The sequence below is a fragment of the Tenacibaculum holothuriorum genome (assembly GCF_002120225.1).
GTDB classification, from domain to species: domain Bacteria; phylum Bacteroidota; class Bacteroidia; order Flavobacteriales; family Flavobacteriaceae; genus Polaribacter; species Polaribacter holothuriorum.
The window spans coordinates 1-330 of record NZ_LAPZ01000031.1 but is presented as its reverse complement, the minus strand read 5'-3'; the positions used below and the strand labels follow the sequence as shown (position 1 = coordinate 330).

Here is a 330-nt window from a genome sequence, read left to right as displayed (position 1 = left end):
ATCTTGCAGAAACTCTCATTCTAGTACTACCTGACTTAGCATTTGCTGGAACTGCTACTGCTTTTACTGGTAAAGCACCATTAGACACATTACTAATGTTTCCTAAGTCATATGTTTCACCGCTATCAGCGAAATCTCCATCTTGGTTCCAGTCAATCCATGCAATTGCATCAATTCTATAATTTCCGTCAGTATTAACATTTACTGTAAGATTTACAGAAGATGAAGGGGCTACAGTAGTACTTAAATTTGTGAAATCTTCATAACCTTTATCTTTTGCAGTTCCATCTGCTTTATCTATAGATCCGAAACGTACTCTTGTTACTCCTG

At 36.7% G+C, this 330-nt stretch carries 1 protein-coding gene; it reads right to left on the bottom strand.

Going from position 1 to position 330, the window contains the following annotated elements:
* Positions 1-330 (bottom strand): GEVED domain-containing protein (locus WH52_RS14930; RefSeq protein WP_233131582.1); only part of this gene is annotated, 330 nt, incomplete at both ends.